The organism is Bradyrhizobium sp. USDA 4472 (assembly GCF_054058595.1).
This window is the reverse complement of record NZ_JBSSAM010000001.1, coordinates 6238746-6256551: the sequence shown is the minus strand read 5'-3', so window position 1 is coordinate 6256551 and position 17806 is coordinate 6238746. Positions and strand designations below refer to the sequence as shown.

Sequence of the window (17806 nt, the reverse complement as noted above, 5' to 3'; positions counted from 1 at the left end):
GAGAACAACCATGAAGACGATCGATCTCAATTGCGACCTCGGCGAAGGATTTGGCGCGTGGGAGATGGGCAACGACGCCGCCATGATCGAGGTCGCAAGCTCGGTCAACGTCGCCTGCGGCTTCCATGCCGGCGACCCCGACATCATGCGGCGGACGGTTGAGCTGGCGAAAGCGCGCGGCGTCTCGGTCGGCGCACATCCTGGCTATCGCGACCTGCACGGTTTTGGCCGGCATCCGATCGCGGGCCTCAGATCATCCGAGATCGAGAACCTCGTCGCCTACCAGATCGGCGCGCTGCAGGCGATCGCGACCGCGGCCGGTCACAAGGTGACGCATGTGAAGGCGCATGGCGCACTGTCGAATGTCGCCTGCGAGGACGACATGACGGCGAAGGCGATTGCCGCCGGCATCAGGGCGGTCGATCCCAGCCTCATTTTCGTCGTGCTCGCCAATTCAAAGCTGGTGAAGGCAGGCGAAGACGCCAACCTGCCGATGGTGCATGAGGTGTTTGCCGACCGTGCCTATGAGGATGACGGCAATCTCGTCTCGCGCAAGAAGCCAGGCGCGGTGCTGCACGATGCGAAGGCAATCGCCGAGCGCGTGGTGCGCATGGTGCAGGATGGCGCGGTGGTCTCCGTCACCGGCAAGGTCATCAAGATGCGCATGGACACGGTATGCATCCACGGCGATACGCACGGGGCCGTCGACATCGCACGCGGCTTGCGGCAGGCGTTGAAGGATGCGGGGATCGAGGTCGCGCCGTTCAAGCGCGGGGCGTGATCAGAACGGGTGCACCGACAGCGTGCCGAAGACCAACACCGCGATGATCGCGCAAGCGCCATAGATCCCGATGTGATGCACGCTTGCCGCGGGTCTGCGCGAGAGCGAACGCGCATAAAGGTGAAGCCTGGCTTCCGCCGACAATTCCCGGATGGTCGATTTCCAACGCACCATGCGGCGAGTATGAACGATCGAGCACGACGACTGTAAGATCATTGCGCAAATAGCGATGGAAGCGCCTTTTTGCGCTGTTTCGCGGTCGAAAATTCTCTGTATCCGCGAGTTCCAAGAATATGATTCGTTAAACTCCACGGGAGATGGAACCGGTTCCAGTTCCATCGTCCCGGGACGGCGCCGCAGCTCAATACACGTCAGCCTGGAAGCGCCCCTTCTTCTTGAGATCGGCGACGAAACTGACCGCCTCGTCGGTCGAACGTGCGCCGAACTGGGCCACGATGTCGACCAGCGCTCGCTCGACGTCCTTGGCCATGCGCTTGGCATCGCCGCAGATATAGAGATGCGCGCCTTCGGCGAGCCACGTCCAGACTTCACGGCCGAGCTCACGCATGCGGTCCTGCACGTAAAACTTCTTCTCGCCATCGCGCGACCAGGCCAGCGACAGGCGCGTCAGAAGCCCTGAGGTCTTCATCGCGTTCAGCTCGTCGCGGTAGAAGAAGTCGCAATCGCTGCGCTGATGGCCGAAGAACAGCCAGTTCTTGCCTTGCGCGCCGGTGGCCTTGCGGTCGAGCAGGAAGGCGCGGAACGGCGCGATGCCGGTGCCCGGGCCGATCATGATCACAGGAATCTTCGGATCCTGCGGCAGACCGAAACCATGCGCCTTCTGCACATAGACCTTCAGCTTGTCGCCCTCCTTGATGCGCTCGCCGAGGAAGGTCGAGGCGACCCCGAGCCGTTTGCGCTTGCCGATCACGTAACGCACGGAATCGACCGTCAGCGACAGCTTGCCGGGCGTGGCATTGTGCGAGGACGAGATCGAGTAGAGCCGCGGCTGCAGCGGCTCCAGCGCCTCCACGAAGGCCTCGGGATGCGGCCGCGTGCCGGAAAACTTCTGCAGCGCGGCCATCACGTCGAGCGTTGCGGCATCGCCATCGGGATCCTCGCCCTGCGCCAGCGCCCTCGCCTTCTCGCGCTGCGCGCCGCCGGTGATGAAGGAGAGCAATTCGAACAGCTTGTCGGGCGCAGGCGACAGCGAGACGTCTTCGACCAGCGCCTCGCGCAGCGTCTTGTTGTTGACCTTGGTGGTGTGGGACGCACCGAGCAGCGCGATGATCTGGTCGACGAGGCCGAGGTCGTTGCGGGCGAACACGCCAAAGCTGTCGCCGACGACATAGTCGAGCCTGCTCTCGGAGAGATCGAACTCGACGTGATAGGTCTCCTTCTCCGAGCCGCCCTTGTTGAGCAGGCGACGCGACAGGAATGTCGCCTCGACAGGATTCTCGCGGGTACGGCCGAGCTCCGCCTTTACCTCCGGCGCAACCGGTGCGCTCGTGGCCGGAGCCCCTGGCGCGGGCTTCGCAGCCGGCGCCTTGTCGATCTCCTCGAACAGCTGCTTCAACATCCGCGCCGTCTCCTTGCCGCCGGGGGCGCAGAGGTTGAGGCGGGCTTCGCTCTTATTGGCGATCGAGTCCGAATAGTCGGCGCAATTGTAGCCGCACTGGCCGCAATCCTGCTGCGCCATCGCCGCCATCATGCGGCGGCGGAGCGGACGTCCTTCCGCGAGCTTCATGCGATCGGCGATCGCCATCGCCGGATCATGCCAGGGCGCCTCGCCGTCGTCGCCATCGCCCTGCGGCGCCAGCACGGCGCCGTTCTCGGCCGGCGACAGCGCCGTCGAGCCGTCGAGACCGAACATGCCGACCAGAAAACCGTTCAGCCAGAGACGCTGGCCTTCGGTGAACGGTGCATTGGCCGGAATGATCTCGATCTTGGGAGGCACGGTCATCTGGGTCATGCTGCTGCTTCCGCTTCGGCGAGTTTGCGCAAGGCTTCGCCGTCATGGCGACGGGAAAAGGTCAGGAACGTCTCTTCGGGTGAGATCCGCTTGGCGAGATAGGCCTTTAAAAGCCCCTCGATCCTCTTCGGCACATCCTCGGCCTTCACGTCATGAAACACCTCCTGCCCGATGTCGGCATCGGGACCGAAGCCTCCGCCCGTGAACAGGTGATAGCCCTCGACCTGGTCATCCTCGCTCGCACCCGGGACCTTGGCCGCGATCAGGCCGATGTCAGAGATGTAGTGCTGGGCACACGAGTGATGGCAGCCGGTCAGATGGATGTTGAGCGGCGTGTCGAGATTGACGCGTTCGTCGCACCAGTCGCCGATCGCGGCGGCATGGCGCTTGGTGTCGGAAGCCGCGAACTTGCAGCCGGCATTGCCGGTGCAGGCGATCAGGCCGGCGTGGACGTTGGAGACCTGCGTCGCGAGGCCAAGCTTCTCGACCGCGGCGGTGACGAGCGCAACGCTCTCGTCACGCACCCCTGAGATCAGCAGGTTTTGCCAGACCGTCAGGCGGATATCGCCGTCACCGAGATCCTGCGAAATCTTGGCGAGCCCGCGCATCTGCTCGCTGGTGAGCTTGCCGACCGGCAGCGCCACGCCGACCCAGTTGAGGCCGGCCTGCTTCTGCTTGTGCACGCCGATATGGGCCGTGCGGTCAGACAGGGGACGCGGCAGAATCGCTTCGGCCGGCACGCGTGCGAACGGCTTCTTGAGGCGCTCCTCGACCAGCTTGAGGAAGCCGTCGTGGCCCATGGTGTCGAGCACGTATTTCAGCCGCGCCTTGTTGCGGTTGGTGCGATCGCCATGCTCGATGAAGACGCGCACGATGGCATCGGCCATAGCGGTCGCGTCCTCGGGGCGAACGACGATGCCCGAATACTTCGCAAAATCCTTGTGGCCGGTGATGCCGCCGAGGCCGAGCTTGAACCAGACACCCGGCTCGACGCCGTGGCCGTCCTTCACCTCGACCGCCGTGAAAGCGATGTCGTTGGTTTCCTCCAGCGCGGCGATCTTGCCGGCACCGTCGAAGGCAACGTTGAACTTGCGCGGCAGGCCGAACAGCGAGCGGTCGTTGAGGATGTGGTAGTGCCATTCGCGCGCATAGGGGCGCGTGTCGAGCAGTTCCTGCGGATCGATGCCCGCCGTCGGCGTGCCCGTGACGTTGCGAATGTTGTCCGCGCCGGCACCACGCGAGCAGAGGCCGATGTCCTGCACGCCCTCGATCAGCTTGACCGCGTTCTTCGGCTCGATCTCGCGGATCTGGAAGTTGGCCCGGGTGGTGACGTGGGTGTAGCCGCCGCCACAGCTTTCGGCGATGTCGGCAAGGCCCGACATCTGCCAGTGCTTCAGAATGCCGTTGGGAATGCGCAGACGCGCCATGTACGAGGTCTGTGCCGGCGCGACCCAAAAGATGCCGTAATAGCGCCAGCGGAAATTGTCCGCCGGCGTCGGATTGGCATTGTTGCGGGCCTGGTCCTTCAGACGCTCATAGGCATCGAAGGGATGCATCTCGCGCTTGAACTTCTCCTGGTCGGCGAGCTTCTTGCCCGCGGCCGTGAGCTTGTCCTGCGCCTTGATCGCCGCAGCGTCCGGACCTGACGGTTCGGACGGTGCGGCTGCCGCGGGCGCGCCGCCGGCGGCAAAGGCGCGCCCGACACGTCCGACCTGCATGCCGGACATGAAGCCTTCGAGATAGCGCTTCTGCTCGTCGGAGAAATCGGCCGTGGGTGCGGTATCGAGTTTCATGAGCTGAATGGACCTACTCTGCTGCCTGGACCGCGACCTGCGCGACATCCGTTGCCGGCTTTGCAGGCTTGTACGTCGTGTAGAGCGCGAGACCGGTGAAGACGAAACCGCCGACGAGATTGCCCAGGGTCACGGGGATCTGATTCCACAGCCACCAGTCGGCAACGCTGATCTTGGCGCCGAGCATCATGCCGGTCGGGATCAGGAACATATTCACGACGGCATGCTCGTAGCCGAGCGCGAAGAACAGGAAGATCGGAAGCCATGTCGCTGCGATCTTTCCGACCGTGGAGGTCGAGGTCATCGCCATGCCGACGCCGAGACAGACCAGCCAGTTGCAGAGCATCGCCTTGACGAAGACGGAGACCATGCCGGCGGTGCCGATCGCCGCGTTGCCGATGGTCTTGGCTTCGGCGACAGCAACGATCTTCGCGGCGACGCCGGCGACCTCGAGCTTGCCCATGTTGGTGAGCGAGATCGCGATCAGTACGCCGACGGCGATGCTGCCGAGCAGGTTGGCGACGAACACCCAGCACCAGTTCGCGATGACCGCATTCCAGCTCGCCTTGCCTTCGAGGCGAGCCAGCGGCACGATGGCGAAGCTCCCGGTGACGAGCTCGAGCCCGAGCAGCACGATCATCACGAGGCTGACGGGAAAGATCAGCGCGCCGACGATAGGCTGCCCCGTCGTGACCGCGCCCGTCAGGGCCAGCGTCGTGGCAGCGCCCAACAATGCGCCGGAGATCGCGCCGCGGATCATGATGTCACGCGGGGCAAGTGCCAGCTTCTTCAGGCTGGCATCAACCATCGAGACCACGACGTCAGAGGGTTTCGCGTAATCCATATCGAAGCTCCAGCTTGCCGCGCGCAGGCGGCGTCAACGGGTGAAACGGACGTTGATCGCAGGGAGCCGGTTGGAAGCGCACACGCGCCTCGCCAGAGCCCGGAGCGATCCGATCAGCCTCGTTGCTGCGGAAATCCACTATGGACCTGAGCCGCCGGCGTCCATGCCGGGAGGCTGGGCTTCCTCTATTCAAGGAGTGTGCCAATGCAGCACAAACGGCGAAGTCGAATGAAATCAGAACGTTACATTTGTGTGCAGCGCATGAAGTGGATCAAGGTTCATGCTGCTTCGGGCAGCAATGGCCCAAATATTAAGCTTCGAATCAATGTGATTAATTCTTGAGCAGGCGTTAGAAAGCCGACCGGCCGACCTCAAACGAGGCGAGATATCCGGCGAGATCGCTGGGATCGAACGCCGGTCCGGCAAAAGCGCTGAAGGGGGCGCTGGCGTGCCCCTCTCCCACGCGCCCGATCGCGGCGTCGTAGAGGTCCGGCCGGAACACGGCCATCGCGGTCTTGAGCGCTTCCGGGCTGAGGGCTGTCTGCCTCCAGCGGACCATCTGCGCGTAGAGCCAGGCGGCCTGAACCGGATCAGGACGCCCTGCCCCTTCACGTCCGACCAGAAGATAACGGCCGCTCTCGCGCACCGCGCCATCGGGCGAGGTCTTGAGCCGCCCAGTGAGGGAGCGCTGGATGACGTCGGCATCGACACCGATCCGCTCAGGTTGCGCCAGGATCTGCGCTACCTCGGCGAGGTTCGCGGGCTGCTCGATGAACTCGGCCCCCTTGACCGCCGCACGTACCAGGCTTGCAACCACATCAGGATGCTTGTCGGACCAGACCTGGCGAACCGCCAGCACCTTCTCGGCTGCGCGCTCCAGGATGTCGGACACGAAATGCAGGATTTGGCCGATGCCGAGATCGACCGCGACCGAATTCCAGGGCGCGCCGACGCAAAAGCCGTCGACGTGACCGTTGGCGAGACTATCGACCATATAGGGTGGCGGCAACACGACAAGGCGCACATCCTCGTCGGGATCGACGCCGGCCGCCGCCATCCAGAAGCGCAGCTGGTAATTGTGGGTCGAGAACGGAAAGGTCATGCCGAATGTCAGCGGATCGGCGCCCGCCTTGCGCCTGATGGCCACAACTCTCGCCAGCGCCTTCGCGGTCGCGAGTGGATCGAAGCGGTCGCCATCGATCTCCTCGATCAGGGCGGCATGCAAGGAAGGCGACACCGTGATCGCGTTGCCGTTGATACCGAGGTTGAAGGGCGCTGCGATCGGCACCTTGACGTGACCGAGCCCGAGCGAAGATGCGATCGCGACCGGCGCCAGCAGATGCGCAGCATCGAACAGGCCGATGTTCAGCTTGTCGCGGACATTGGACCAGGACACCTCGCGCACCAGCTCGACCTCGAGACCCTCAGCCGCGGCAAATCCCCTGTCGACGGCGACGATCAGGGCGGCGGCATCGACCAGCGGAATGAACCCGATGCGAAGGGGCGCAGTCATTTCAGCATCTCCGATGCGGTGATGATCGACTGCGCGATCTCGCCGATTTTCTTCTTCTCGCGCATGGCCGTTGAACGCAGCAGCACATAGGCCTCGTCCTCGGTGAGACCCTTGACCTTCATCAAAATGCCCTTGGCCTTCTCGATGATCTTGCGGTCCTCGAGCTGCGACTTGGTGCGCTCCAGTTCCTCCTGAAGTTTTGCGAAGGCGTTGAAGCGCGACACGCAGAGGTCGAGGATCGGCTTGATGCGCTCCTTCTTCAGCCCGTCGACGATGTAGGCGGACACCCCTGCCTCCACGGAAGCCTGAATCGAGGACGTATCGCTCTGGTCGACAAACATCGCAATCGGCCGCTTCACGGCGCGGCTGACCTGGAACATGGCCTCCAGCACGTCGCGGCTGGGGTTCTCGAGATCGATCAGGATGATGTCGGGGTCCACCGCATAAATACGGGCCAGCAGGCTCTGCATCTCGCGGATATGGAGGATCTCAGTGAAACCGGCCTCCCGCAACCCGTCTTCGAGGATCGCGGCCCGGACCGGGCTTTCGTCGACGATCACGATTTTGGGCGACTGTTCGGCGCTCATGTCTCACTCGCGGCAGGCGATTCATCCATAGCACGCCAGAACGCCCTGCAAAGGGTTGTAATTATGAGCAATTGGGACTAGCTCAAGCCTGTCAATCAGGCAGATTTGGATATGGATCAGACGGCTGCGCCCAAGGTCAGCTTCGTGTCACTCGGGTGCCCCAAGGCATTGGTGGATTCCGAGCGCATCATCACGCGCCTGCGCGCCGAGGGCTATGAGCTCGCGCGCAAGCATGACGGGGCCGATATCGTCATCGTCAACACCTGCGGCTTCCTCGACAGCGCCAAGCAGGAATCGCTCTCGGCGATCGGCGAGGCCATGGCCGAGAACGGCAGGGTGATCGTGACAGGCTGCATGGGCGCGGAGCCGGAAGCGATCGAGCAGGCCTATCCCGGCGTGCTCTCCATCTCAGGTCCGCAGCAGTACGAGAGCGTGCTCGATGCCGTGCATCGCGCGCTGCCGCCGGCGCACAATCCGCATCTCGACCTGGTACCGCCGCACGGCATCAAGCTGACACCGCGCCACTACGCGTATCTCAAGATCTCCGAGGGCTGCAACAACCGCTGCACCTTCTGCATCATCCCGAAGCTGCGCGGCGACCTGGTCTCGCGCCCGGCCAATGACGTTCTGCGTGAAGCGGAGCGCCTGGTCGGCGCCGGCGTCAAGGAACTGCTTGTTATTTCGCAGGACACCTCGGCCTACGGCATCGATCTCAAATATGCCGAGAGCCCGTGGAAGGACCGCCAGGTTCGCGCCAGATTTTTGGACCTCGCACGCGAGCTCGGCGAACTCGGCGCCTGGGTGCGGCTGCAGTACGTTTACCCCTACCCGCATGTCGACGAGGTCATCGCGCTGATGAACGAGGGCAAGGTGCTGCCCTATCTCGACATCCCGTTCCAGCATGCGAGCCCCGAGGTGCTGAAGGCGATGAAGCGCCCGGCGGCGCAGGACAAGACGCTGGCGCGCATCAAGCGCTGGCGAGAGGAATGTCCCGACCTCGCGTTGCGCTCGACCTTCATCGTCGGCTTTCCCGGCGAGACTGATTCCGATTTCGCCTATCTGCTGGACTGGCTGGATGAGGCCGAGATCGATCGCCTCGGCTGCTTCAAATACGAGCCCGTCGCGGGTGCCACGTCGAACGCGCTCGAAGGTGCCGTGCCCGCCGAGGTCAAGCAGGAGCGCTACAACGCGCTGATGGCGCGCCAGCAGAAGATTTCTGCGCGCAGGCTGAAGCGCAAGGTCGGCACGCGGCAGCAGATCATCATCGACGAGGTCGGTCCAACGGTGGCCAAGGGCCGTTCCAAGGGCGATGCGCCTGAGATTGACGGCGCGGTGTATCTCTCCAGCCGCCGCCCCTTGCGCGTCGGTGAGATCGTCACCGCGAAGATCGAGCGTGCGGACCAGTACGATCTGCACGGCAGCGTCGCCGGGTTCTGACGGTATTAGCTGGAACGGTCGGTTTACCTCTCCAGCAGGGACAGGTGGACACCCTTGGCTGGAGTCAGGCCAGCCATTTCGGCACCCAGCGCTCCGGGCGCGGTGCGCGGGCGAGATCGGCCTGGGCCTCGGCTAATAGCGCCGGCTCGCCGTTGATCGTTGGGCGGACGTCGTATTCGAAGTTCGGCATGACGCGACCATCGGCATAGAGGCCGAATTTCATCGCGTACCACAACCCGAGCTCGGGCTGCGCCCTCCGCATCTCCTCGCGCAAATCACGCAGCAGGGATTCGATCGAGGCGGCTTCCTCGAACGGTTGCGGTCGGTGCGCCAGCACGCGCGCCTCGTATTGCTTGCCTGATATCGCGACCTCGAAATGCGTTTTGTCCCAGGGCTTCTTGCCTTTGGGCAGGTGCGCGGCCAGCCGCCAGCCGAGCTCGGCCATCAGTCGGTGGTTGGCCCAGTATTCCTCGCGATCCCTGCTCCACTTCTCCACGAAGCCGCGAAAGTCGGGAAGCTCGCCGTCCTCGCATGCAACGGGTTCGCCGGCCGGCCTTCGGGCGAGCCACTGTGCGAGCTCGGCGGTCTGAGGCTCGACCTCGTCGTGCGGCCGCAAATCGTGCCAGGCCTTGTCGAATTGCAGCGACGTCAGTTTCGTCAGCAGCGCGTCGAGGGACGGTGCGAGCAACTCGTGGTCGCCTTCCGAGCCCAGCCCGACGATCGGGGGATCGTCGCGGTCGAGTCCGGCGCCGTACCAGCCGCCGACGGCCGAACCATCAGGCAAACGCATGAACAGCGCGAAGCGGTCGCGCAAGGGGCTGCCGTCGAAGATCGGCGCCTGGTCGGAGAACTGGCCCTGCAGCGAGAAGCAGCCGACGCTGCCCCAGGGCCGCCCGTTCAGCCAATCGGCAAAATCGAGCAGCAAGGGCGGCGCCTCGATGCCCGGCGGAAACGCGCCGCGTATGCTGTCGAGGTCGATCGGGTATGAGATGTCGGACAAGGCTGAAAACTGTCTGGTTGGTCCCGCCCTTTTAGTCTCGACCGGCTTGAGTCCGGTTCGAACCAATTCGCTTCCTGCGATCACAAACGCGCTACGGGCTTTTTAGTTTCTGGGCTGCGGTCGAATGATACGTCATCGCAATCCGCTTGACAGACCCTGCCTTTCGACTGTACGGACGCGCCCCATGACTATCTCCCGGACCCATCTGCGCCAGGCCATGCGTCGTCGCTCCCGCGACGATGATGGGTTGCGCCATGTCCGACGACGCCGCTGAAGTCCTGAGTTCAGCGCAGTTTTCGAGAAGGCCGCACCCGCAAAGTGCGGCCTTCTTGCATTTCACGTCCGTGTTCACCCGCCCCGGATCTTCCGAAGAGGAGCTCGACATGACCACCGCCACCCATCCGTATGACGCGCTGATGGACATCACTGCACGGCCGAAGACCGTGTTCGTCCGTGGCACCGGCTCGTATCTCTGGGACGACAGCCGCAAGCGCTATCTCGATTTCGTGCAGGGTTGGGCCGTGAACTGCCTCGGCCACTCGCCGCCGGCGGTTGCCGACGCGCTGGCTGCGCAGGCCAAGCGGCTGCTGACGCCGAGCCCCGCCTTCTACAACGAGCCGAGCCTCAAGCTGGCACAGGCGCTGGTCGACGTCAGCGCCTTCAACCAGGTGTTCTTTGCCAATTCGGGCGCGGAAGCCAATGAGGGCGCGATCAAGCTCGCGCGCAAATATGGCAGCCTGCACAGAGGCGGCGCGTTCGAGATCATTACCTTCGCAGGCGGCTTCCATGGGCGGACGCTCGCGACGATGTCGGCCTCCGGCAAGAAGGCGTTCGAGCCGCTGTTCGAACCGAAAGTATCCGGCTTCAAGAAGGCTGAGCTCAACGACATTGCCTCGGTCGAGAAGCTGATCAGCGACAACACGGTCGCTGTCATGCTCGAGCCGATCCAGGGCGAGTCAGGCGTATGGCCCGCAACCGATCAGTTCCTGCAAGAGCTGCGCGCACTCACCGAGGCGCACGGCCTGCTGCTCATCTTCGACGAGATCCAGACCGGCATGGGCCGGACCGGAAAGCTCTTCCACTACGAGCACGCAGGAATTGCGCCTGATATCATGACGCTCGGCAAGGGCATCGGCGGCGGCGTGCCGCTCGCAGCTCTGCTTGCGACCGAGCGCGCGTCCTGCTTCGAGCACGGCGACCAGGGCGGAACGTTCAACGGCAACCCCCTCATGTGCGCGGCGGGACTTGCGGTGCTTGATCAGGTCGGCAAGCCGGATTTCCTGAAGTCCGTCACCGAGACCGGCCTGCTGCTCGAGAGCGAGTTGCAAAAAGTCTCGGCGCGGCATGGCCTCGGCGGCGTGCGCGGCCGAGGCCTGTTGCTGGCGCTCGACCTCAAGCTTCCGATCGCGCCCGGCATCGTCGCGCAGGCGTTCGAGGCCGGCGTCCTCCTCAACGCGCCGCAACTCGACACGCTGCGCTTCATGCCGGCGTTGAACGTCACGAGGGCAGAGATCGCCGAGATGATTGGCTGTCTCGACGAGATCTTGACCAAGGCCGGCGCGGCGAGACGTGTGGCGTGATAGCAGTCCTGTGCCCCGGATGCAGCGCAGCCCTCATTCGCTGCGCTGCAGAGCCTGGGCCCATCCCACAGAACCATTCGTCGCCGCTCGGTCCCGGCTCTGCGCCGCAACGCTGGCGCGTGGAGTCGGATAGCGACGGACGACTTACGGCTTCAGAATCGAAGCTCCCGTCGTCTTGCGGCTTTCGAGATCGATGTGGGCCTTGGCCGCGTCCTTCAGCGCGTAGGCGTGGTTGATCGGCACGTGCAGCTTGCCGTTGATGACGGCGGAGAACAGCGTGTCGGCGCCTTCCAGCAGCTCCTTGCGGGTACCGATATAGTCGTTGAGCTTCGGCCGCGTCGCAAACAGCGAGCCGTGATTGTTCAGCTCCGCGATCGCGAATGGCGGCACGGGGCCCGAGGCATTGCCGAACGAGACGAACATGCCGCGCGGCTTCAAACACGACAGCGAACCCGGGAAGGTCGACTTGCCGACGCCGTCATACACGACGTCGCAGCCCTCGTTGCGGCTGATTTGCTTGACGCGCGCGACGAAGTCTTCCTCGTTGTAGAGGATGACGTGGTCGCAGCCATTGGCTTCCGCGAGCTCGGCTTTCTCGCGCGAGCCGACCGTGCCGATGACGTGTGCCCCGAGCGCCCTCGCCCATTGGCAAGCCAGCAGACCAATGCCGCCCGCCGCGGCATGGATCAGCACCCGATGATGCGGCTCGACCTTGAAGGTCTTGTGCAGGAGATACCAGACGGTGAGGCCCTTGAGCATCAGCACGGCGCCCTGCTCGTAGGTGATGTGATCGGGCAGCTTGACCAGCCTGTCCCAGGGGATGTTGCGCTCGCTCGCATACCCGCCGAGATTGTGGTAGTAGGCGACGCGGTCGCCGGGATGGAAATGCGTTACGCCAGGCCCGACGGCGACGACCTCGCCCGAAGCCTCGTTGCCGGCGATGAACGGCAATCCCGGAGCCTTGTACAGGCCCGTGCGGTAATAGACGTCGATGAAGTTCAGGCCGACCGCATGCTGGCGGATGCGCACCTCGCCGGAGCCGGGCGCCGGGACCTCGACGCTCTCATAGACCAGGGCCTCGGGACCTCCGACCTTGTGCACACGGACCGCTTTGGTCATCACCTGACCTCCTCTTCTCGCCGCTCAAGCGAAAGACATAGCGCTCGCCTTGTCAACTCGACCCGATCTGGAGCGGCTAGACGGGCTTCTTCTTGCGATTGCGCTTGGCCAGCACGTTGAAGAATTCCACGGCCGCCGAGAACGCAATTGCGAAATAGATGTAACCGCGCGGGATGTGGAATTTGAATCCGTCCGCAACCAGCGCAACGCCGATCAACACCAGAAATGCCAGCGCCAGCATCTTGGTGGTCGGATGCTCCGCGACGAATCGCGCCACCGGTCCCGATGAAATGTACATGATCAGGCAGGCGATCACGACGGCCGCGATCATGATCTCGAGGTCCTGCGCCATCCCGATCGCGGTGATGATCGAGTCCAGCGAGAACACGATGTCGATGATGATGATCTGGACGATCACCCAGAAGAACGCACTGCCGCCGGACCTCTGATCCTCGCCGGAATCATCGGCCTCGACCTCGGCATGGATCTCGTGCGTCGCCTTCGCGATCAGGAACAGGCCGCCGCCGATCAGGATCAGGTCACGCCACGAAAAATCGTACCCCGAAAACGAGAACACCGGGGCGGTCAGGCCTATCAGCCGGACCAGCAGGCTGAGCAGGATGATGCGGAAGATCAGCGCCAGCGCCAGCCCGATCTGGCGCGCGCGATGGGCCTGCGGCTCCGGAATGCGCGAGACGATCACCGACAGGAAGATGACGTTGTCGATGCCGAGCACGATCTCGAGCGCGGTCAAGGTGAGCAGCGCGGCCCAGGCCTCCGGGCTGGTCAGCAAATGCATCACGCGAACGCCCTCACCAGCCGGATCAAAGCGTCGCTGAAGACGATCCAGAGAGCGATCGCGCAGAGTGCGACGGTTACGCCGGTGCCCGCGCGAAAATCCATCTCCAGCGCATAGACCCCGAGCACCGCCCACAGCGCGATCAGCGACATCGTGAGCCAGCGCAGCCGCACGACGCGGACCGGATGCAGCACGTGGAACGGCACGAAGGTCAGCACCACCAGCGCTGCGACCAGCAGCGTCGAGGACAGCGGCGGCCAGTGCAGCAGGAACAAATAGAACGCCGCCACATTCCACAGCGCCGGAAAGCCGCGAAAGTGATTGTCCTCAGCCTTCATGCGCAGATCGGCGAAATAGAGCGCGCCGGTCACGATGATGGCGATGCCGAGCAACGGTGCCGCGACCGGCAGCAGCATGCCGCTCGCAACAATCGCATAGGCCGGCACGAACACATAGGTGACGAAATCGACCACCAGGTCGAGCACGTCGCCCGACCAGTTCGGCTGCACGACCTTGACGTTGAGCCTGCGCGCGATCGGTCCGTCGACGGCATCGATGATCAGGGCGACCCCCAGCCATCCGAACATCGCCGCCCAGTGCTCGCGCACGGCCTCGAGCATCGCCAGCAGTGCGATGGCTGCGCCGAAGGCGGTGAAGATGTGCACCGAGAACGCCGCGGCACGGATCGCGGGCGTCGGCTTGAGGGAATCCTCTTGGCTGTCCATCTTGGTATCCATGGCTTCTGCTACCAGAACGCGACCGGTTTGCACATCCGCCGATGGGGCATCGGCCGCGCAATTCGTTATAAAATCAGGCGAAATAGGTGGGCTTGAATTTGCCACAGGGCGTGTCACATGTCGTTCCATGACAGACGCATCGACGTTCTTTGACGCGACCATCATCGGCGGTGGACCGGCAGGCCTCGCGGCCGCGATCGCACTGGCGCAGGCCGGCGCGCGGACCGCGCTGGTGGCGCGGCGCCTGCCCTATGCCGATAACAGGACCACTGCGCTGCTGGGTGCCTCCGTCGATCTGCTGGAGAGCCTGGACGTCTGGCCGCGCTGCAGGGACAAGGCCGCCGCACTCGAGGTGATGCGTCTCGTCGACGACACCAACAGGCTAATCCGTGCGCCGGAGGTCCGGTTCTCCTGCCACGAAATCGGGCGAGACGCCTTCGGCTACAACATCGACAACCGCTCGCTGATGCTGGCGCTCGAAGCGCGCGCGGCCGAGTTGCCGAATCTCGTTCGTTTTGACGACGAGGCCGAGAGCGTCGTGATCGAAGCTGATGATGTCGCCATCCGCACGGCATCGGGACAATTCCTCTCGGCCCGGCTCGTGGTCGGCGCCGACGGCCGGCACTCGCTGTGCCGGGAGGCTGCCGGAATTGCCGTGACGCGACGCGACCTGACGCAGACGGCGCTGACCTTCAACGTCAGCCATGCCAGGCCGCATCGCAACGTCTCGACCGAGTTCCACACCCCGCATGGCCCCTGCGTGTTCGTCCCCCTGCCCGGCAACCGCTCCAGCGTCGTCTGGGTCTCGGCCCCCGCGGAAGCCGAGCGACTGCGCGGCTTGAGCGACGAGGAGCTCTCCGCCGCGATCGAGAAGCAGTCGCATTCCATTCTCGGCCGGATGACGGTCGAGCCCGGTCGCAGCCTGTTCCCGCTGGCGATCGAACGTCCGCAATCCTTTGCTCGCGACCGCATCGCCCTGGTCGGCGAAGCCGCCCACGTGGTCCCCCCGATCGGCGCCCAGGGCCTCAATCTCGGTCTGCGGGATGCCGCTGACATCGCCGGACTCGCCGGCGAGGCCATCGCATCAGGCCATGATCCCGGCGCGGACGACGTGCTCAAGCGTTACGACCGAGCGCGGCGCCCGGATATTCTGAGCCGGACTTTTGTGATCGACATCGCCAACCGCTCGCTGCTCAACGATTTCCTGCCGCTTCAGCCGGTCCGCGCTGTCGGCCTGCATCTGTTGGGTGCCATCGGCCCGCTCCGGCGCTTTGCCATGCGCGAGGGGCTGACGCCGACCTGGCGAAAGTAGCGTTTACGGAAACACCAGCCGGCCGGTCTGGAGCAGCCACATCACTCCGGTCAGCGTGACCACCGAGGCGAACGTCCCGAGCAGCACCGCGACGGAGGCCGATTCGATCCAGGCATCGTTCTGGCGCGCGATCACGAACACATTCAGCGCCGGCGGCAGCGAGGCCATCAGGATGGCCGTGGCAGCCCAGGGCTGCGCGAAGGGGCCGAACGCCAGCATCCAGCCGAACGCCGCCAGCGGGTGGATCAGGAGTTTGACCGCGATCACGCCGGGCACTTCCCACGGCACGCGGTCGAACGGGCGCAGCGCCACGGTCACGCCGAGCACGAATAGCGCCGTCGGGGCAGCGGCGTTCTGGAGGAAGGTGATGGTGCGATCGAGCGCGACCGGCAGTTCGATATGGAGCGCCGCCACGGCCGCGCCAAAACAGGCCGACATGATCAGCGGGTTGAGCACGATCTGCTTCAGCACGACCCCGAAGGCATGCAGGATCGAGGGATGTTCGCGGTCTGACAGCTCGACCAACAGCGGCACGATCGTGAACAGGAAGATGCTGTCGCAGCAGAAGATCAGCGCTGTCGGCGCCGAGGCCTTCGGCCCGAGCACGGCGAGGGCCAGACCCGGCCCCATATAGCCGATATTCCCGTAGCCGCCGGAGAGTCCTGCGAGCGTCGCCTCCCGCAGCGTCAGGCGGCCGAGCAGCTTGCCGACCGCCAGCGCCAGGGTGAACGCGGTGACCGTGGACAGCGTGGTTGCGACCAGGAACGGCGGGTTATTCAATTCCGAAAAAGGAGTCTTCGACATGATCGCGAACAGCAGCGCCGGCAGCGATACGTAGAGCAGGAAGAAGTTCATCCAGGCCAGCCCCGATTCCGGCAGCGACTTGGCCTTGCCGCAGGCGAAACCGACAAAGATCAAGCCGAAATAAGGTAGCGCCAGATTGAGGATAGCAACCATAGATAAAGGTTTTTCTGAAGATTTTGAAGCTGTCTGTCCCGCACCGGCGGGTTAATTCCGGATCAGGCCACTAGCATCGGCCACAATCCTGGTCTATCGACGGGGAATGATTAAAGCGCGGACCGCCAAATTCCAGATCGGCCAGGTCGTTCGCCACCGGATCTTCTCGTTCCGGGGGGTGATTTTCGACATCGATCCGGAATTCAACAACACCGAAGAGTGGTGGCTGTCGATCCCCGAGGAAGTACGGCCCCACAAGGACCAGCCGTTCTATCATCTGCTCGCGGAGAACGCGGAATCCGAGTACGTCGCCTACGTCTCCGAGCAGAACCTGCTGCCCGACGAATCGGGCGAACCGATCCGGCATTCCCAGGTCGCCGAGATCTTCATCAAGAACAAGGATGGCGGCTACCGCCCGCGCAATCCCTCGCTGAACTAGAACAGCTGGCCAATAAAACATCTGGGCAACAAAAAAGGCGCTCGAACCGAGCGCCTTTTTCATATCAGGGGTTTGAGCCCGACTACTTCTGGGCCGCCGGCGCTGCACCGGGTGTACCCGGCGCTCCGCCCTGCTGCTCGAGCTTCTTGCGCTGCTCTTCAGCCTTCTTCTGAAGCTCTTCCTGGAGCTTCTTCTGGGTTTCCTCGAACACCTTCGGATCGGTCGGCGGACCGTCATAGGCCTTCTGGAATTCGCCGGCGAGCGGCAGCGGCAGGGTCAGCGGCGCACCGTTGGCGTTGATCGCCTGCACCACGAGGTTCTGGCCCTTCTTCATGTTGTTGAGGAGCTCGGGCGTCGCCTCGTAGTCGGACATGCAGCCGTTCTGGAAGCAGATCACATACGGGCTCTGCAGCGGCGGGTTGTTGTCGACGATGATGCGGGTGCCGTGCACGAGTTGCATGCCGAGCGGCAGCGTCACGCGCAGGATCTTCTTCGGCTCGCCTTCGGGCTCGATGATCACGGCGGCGATGACCGGCTGACCCGATTCGATGCGGCCGTCCTTGCCGGTGAAGCAAACCTGCTTGGCGTTGGCGTCCTGGCCCTTGAGGCAGAACTTGGTCCAGGGAGCGTAGATCAGCTGGATCTGCTGATCCGCGGGCGGAGCGCCCTGCGCCGCTGGCGCGCCCTGCTGGGCCGGAGCCTGTTGGGCCTGGGCAGCCGGCGCGGGCGCCGGGGCCGGGGCCTTGGGGGCCGCCTTTGGCGCGGCCTTGGCTTTCGGCGCGGCGGCCGGTGGGGTCTGGGCTTCGGCGGCAAACGGAATGACCAATGCCGTCGCCGTCAACAGAGCGAGAACTCGCCCGCGCGGCCGGACGGACGCGGCCAAATAACGGAAATTCATTGCAGAAAACCCTTTCTGAACGGGAAGTGCCCGAACCG

17 protein-coding genes are annotated in these 17806 nt (G+C 64.1%); 5 read left to right on the top strand and 12 right to left on the bottom strand.

Annotated features, from left to right (window positions below; translation table 11 throughout):
• The first annotated feature begins 10 nt into the window (after positions 1-10).
• Complete coding sequence (locus ACVWZ4_RS29430) at positions 11-781, top strand: LamB/YcsF family protein (protein WP_456703610.1); 771 nt, start codon at positions 11-13, stop codon at positions 779-781.
• On the opposite strand, the gene ACVWZ4_RS29425 is transcribed toward ACVWZ4_RS29430, so the two are convergent.
• The 6 genes from ACVWZ4_RS29425 to ACVWZ4_RS29400 form a co-directional block, all read right to left on the bottom strand.
• Positions 782-1120 (bottom strand): hypothetical protein, encoded by a 339-nt coding sequence (locus ACVWZ4_RS29425; RefSeq protein WP_456741701.1) that lies wholly within the window; start codon positions 1118-1120, stop codon positions 782-784.
• 22 nt (positions 1121-1142) lie between these two features.
• Positions 1143-2753, bottom strand: coding sequence for a sulfite reductase subunit alpha (locus tag ACVWZ4_RS29420; protein WP_456703612.1), 1611 nt, complete (start codon positions 2751-2753; stop codon positions 1143-1145).
• Positions 2750-4546, bottom strand: a complete 1797-nt coding sequence (locus ACVWZ4_RS29415) for a NirA family protein (RefSeq protein ID WP_456741700.1) — start codon at positions 4544-4546, stop codon at positions 2750-2752. Before ACVWZ4_RS29415 ends, ACVWZ4_RS29420 begins: the two co-directional genes overlap by 4 nt.
• Before the next feature lie 13 nt (positions 4547-4559).
• On the bottom strand, positions 4560-5390 hold the full coding sequence (locus tag ACVWZ4_RS29410; protein ID WP_456790413.1) for a formate/nitrite transporter family protein: 831 nt from the start codon (positions 5388-5390) through the stop codon (positions 4560-4562).
• 349 nt (positions 5391-5739) lie between these two features.
• Complete coding sequence (locus ACVWZ4_RS29405) at positions 5740-6903, bottom strand: CmpA/NrtA family ABC transporter substrate-binding protein (RefSeq protein ID WP_456741698.1); 1164 nt, start codon at positions 6901-6903, stop codon at positions 5740-5742.
• Positions 6900-7490, bottom strand: coding sequence for an ANTAR domain-containing response regulator (locus ACVWZ4_RS29400; RefSeq protein ID WP_456703616.1), 591 nt, complete (start codon positions 7488-7490; stop codon positions 6900-6902). The genes ACVWZ4_RS29405 and ACVWZ4_RS29400 overlap by 4 nt, the downstream gene beginning before the upstream one ends.
• Positions 7491-7601: 111 nt before the next feature.
• Here ACVWZ4_RS29400 and rimO point away from each other — a divergent pair, with 111 nt between their 5' ends.
• Positions 7602-8927, top strand: a complete 1326-nt coding sequence (gene rimO, locus ACVWZ4_RS29395) for a 30S ribosomal protein S12 methylthiotransferase RimO (protein WP_456741697.1) — start codon at positions 7602-7604, stop codon at positions 8925-8927.
• Between the two features lie 64 nt (positions 8928-8991).
• Here rimO and ACVWZ4_RS29390 read toward each other — a convergent pair whose 3' ends face one another.
• Positions 8992-9927, bottom strand: coding sequence for a hypothetical protein (locus tag ACVWZ4_RS29390; RefSeq protein WP_456741696.1), 936 nt, complete (start codon positions 9925-9927; stop codon positions 8992-8994).
• 383 nt (positions 9928-10310) lie between these two features.
• Between ACVWZ4_RS29390 and ACVWZ4_RS29385 the strand changes: the two genes are divergently transcribed.
• Positions 10311-11507, top strand: a complete 1197-nt coding sequence (locus tag ACVWZ4_RS29385) for an acetylornithine transaminase (RefSeq protein WP_456741695.1) — start codon at positions 10311-10313, stop codon at positions 11505-11507.
• Between the two features lie 144 nt (positions 11508-11651).
• On the opposite strand, the gene ACVWZ4_RS29380 is transcribed toward ACVWZ4_RS29385, so the two are convergent.
• From ACVWZ4_RS29380 to pcsA, 3 genes are all read right to left on the bottom strand, one after another.
• Positions 11652-12626: a quinone oxidoreductase family protein gene (locus tag ACVWZ4_RS29380; RefSeq protein ID WP_456703620.1), complete on the bottom strand. Its 975-nt coding sequence runs from the start codon at positions 12624-12626 to the stop codon at positions 11652-11654.
• Between the two features lie 76 nt (positions 12627-12702).
• Positions 12703-13428: a TerC family protein gene (locus ACVWZ4_RS29375; protein WP_456741694.1), complete on the bottom strand. Its 726-nt coding sequence runs from the start codon at positions 13426-13428 to the stop codon at positions 12703-12705.
• The gene (gene pcsA, locus ACVWZ4_RS29370) at positions 13425-14150 is read right to left on the bottom strand and encodes a phosphatidylcholine synthase (protein WP_456741693.1); all 726 of its coding nucleotides are present in this window, start codon (positions 14148-14150) and stop codon (positions 13425-13427) included. The genes ACVWZ4_RS29375 and pcsA overlap by 4 nt, the downstream gene beginning before the upstream one ends.
• Before the next feature lie 139 nt (positions 14151-14289).
• On the opposite strand from pcsA, the gene ACVWZ4_RS29365 reads away from it, so the two are divergent.
• On the top strand, positions 14290-15474 hold the full coding sequence (locus tag ACVWZ4_RS29365) for a UbiH/UbiF family hydroxylase (RefSeq protein WP_456741692.1): 1185 nt from the start codon (positions 14290-14292) through the stop codon (positions 15472-15474).
• 3 nt (positions 15475-15477) lie between these two features.
• On the opposite strand, the gene ACVWZ4_RS29360 is transcribed toward ACVWZ4_RS29365, so the two are convergent.
• The gene (locus tag ACVWZ4_RS29360; protein ID WP_456703623.1) at positions 15478-16431 is read right to left on the bottom strand and encodes an AEC family transporter; all 954 of its coding nucleotides are present in this window, start codon (positions 16429-16431) and stop codon (positions 15478-15480) included.
• A gap of 106 nt (positions 16432-16537) precedes the next feature.
• Here ACVWZ4_RS29360 and hspQ point away from each other — a divergent pair, with 106 nt between their 5' ends.
• On the top strand, positions 16538-16870 hold the full coding sequence (gene hspQ / locus ACVWZ4_RS29355) for a heat shock protein HspQ (RefSeq protein WP_018317973.1): 333 nt from the start codon (positions 16538-16540) through the stop codon (positions 16868-16870).
• Positions 16871-16952: 82 nt separating this feature from the next.
• Here hspQ and ACVWZ4_RS29350 read toward each other — a convergent pair whose 3' ends face one another.
• Positions 16953-17768, bottom strand: coding sequence for an invasion associated locus B family protein (locus ACVWZ4_RS29350; RefSeq protein WP_456735169.1), 816 nt, complete (start codon positions 17766-17768; stop codon positions 16953-16955).
• Positions 17769-17806: the final 38 nt, after the last annotated feature.